Origin of the sequence: Pseudoalteromonas sp. 20-MNA-CIBAN-0454 (assembly GCF_040308685.1) — a bacterium.
Lineage (GTDB): Bacteria > Pseudomonadota > Gammaproteobacteria > Enterobacterales > Alteromonadaceae > Pseudoalteromonas > Pseudoalteromonas nigrifaciens.
Genome location: NZ_JBEOOB010000084.1, coordinates 1 through 1,425, shown reverse-complemented (window position 1 = coordinate 1,425; position 1,425 = coordinate 1). Strand labels below are relative to the sequence as shown.

Annotated in this window: 3 protein-coding genes; 2 read left to right on the top strand and 1 reads right to left on the bottom strand. The window is 42.3% G+C overall.

Annotated elements, in window-relative coordinates:
- The coding region (locus AAEZ22_RS18005; protein ID WP_352298335.1) for an ISAs1 family transposase at positions 1-354 on the top strand (354 nt) is incomplete at its 5' end.
- Positions 355-371: 17 nt separating this feature from the next.
- Positions 372-785: a PKD domain-containing protein gene (locus AAEZ22_RS18000; protein ID WP_352298338.1), complete on the top strand. Its 414-nt coding sequence runs from the start codon at positions 372-374 to the stop codon at positions 783-785.
- 85 nt (positions 786-870) lie between these two features.
- Here AAEZ22_RS18000 and tnpA read toward each other — a convergent pair whose 3' ends face one another.
- Positions 871-1,284, bottom strand: coding sequence for an IS200/IS605 family transposase (gene tnpA / locus AAEZ22_RS17995; RefSeq protein WP_352298332.1), 414 nt, complete (start codon positions 1,282-1,284; stop codon positions 871-873).
- Positions 1,285-1,425 lie beyond the last annotated feature (141 nt).

The window sequence follows — 1,425 nt, the reverse complement described above, 5'->3', positions numbered from 1 at the left end:
AATCTAAGTTACCGGGAAGTAAAAGGAAAAAAATCGGAACTCACTTATCGTTACTACATCAGTTCAGCCAAGCTGAAGGAAGTACAGTTAGCCGAGGCGGTTAGAGCTCATTGGGCCGTTGAAAATAGCCTACATTGGGTGCTGGATGTCAGCATGAAAGAAGATGCTTGCCAGATTTATCAGAATCACGCGGCGGAAAACTGGTCAATACTACGGCAATGGTCTTTAAATATGCTAAGAGCAGAGCCATCGAAAGGCAGCATCCCCGCAAAACAAAAACGTGCCTGGATGAAAACGGATTATTTGGAAGATGTCTTAAAAGCTGGTTTCAGCAGCAGAGTGTTTGAAAATTAAACACTCATGCGGGAGCCCTGGGGTTAAGCGCTTGTGGAGGTAGCTCTAGTGAGGACGGGGACATTAATCCACAACCTCAAAACCAACCTCCTTCTGCAAGTGCAGGAACAGATCAATCTGTTAATGAAAACTCAGAAGTAACATTGATGGGTTCAGGGACAGATCCTGATGGCACCATTGTTAGTTATAGTTGGACACAAACCAGTGGAGAATCAGTCACTCTGCAAAATGCTGACAGCAGTTCTGCGACTTTTCAAGCTCCAGAGGTAATTACAGATGAGCAATTAATATTTGAACTAACTGTAACTGATGACGATGGCGCGTCTGCAACAGACTCGGTTCAGATAACCATACTGAATGTCACAACTGCTAACCAACCGCCTTCTGCCAATTCTGGAGAGCCTCAAGAAGCACTAGAGTCTACCCAATAGCGCCAAGTGCTCCATCTAAATCTAATGAGCCAAAGCGAGTTAATTTAGGTGGTGGTGAAAGGCGCACCACCACGAAGTGGTGGCTTTAATCAAATCCTTCCTGCTGAGCTAAATATTGCTTCACGATTTCAAGTGGTGCACCTCCGCAACTAACCAGACAATAACTTCTGCTGTAAAAAACTGGCTTCCAGTAAAACTCACCCAAGTGTTCGGAAAACTCCTTTCGCACAAGTCTTGATGTAGCAGTTTTTAAACTGTTCACCATTTTACTTGGTTGCATCTTGGGATTAGCAGAAATTAAAAGGTGAAGGTGATCTGGCTCACCATTGCACTCCAAAAGCTCACAATCCCAAGATTTTAACAACCTTTTGTACTGAGATTCTAAGTACGCGGCAACCTCTGGCGTGATACAGCGATGACGATATTTAGTTACAAGGACTAAATGATAGTGAATATTATAAACGCTGTTATACAGCGTATTTAGGGCTTGTTTTTTCATAACAACTAAATATAATTAGTTGTTATGAAAAAAGCAATCCGTAAAGTTACATATAAAATGAAATCATCAGTTTCTCAAGAAGAATCGCTGATGGATTTGTTTGTCCACCATCACCAGTTGTACAACTGGGCTTTACGTGAT

What these genes read in the sequence shown, in the direction of transcription:
- tnpA (WP_352298332.1), bottom strand. Translation starts at nt 1,284, where the DNA reads ATGAAAAAACAAGCCCTAAATACGCTGTATAACAGCGTTTATAATATT.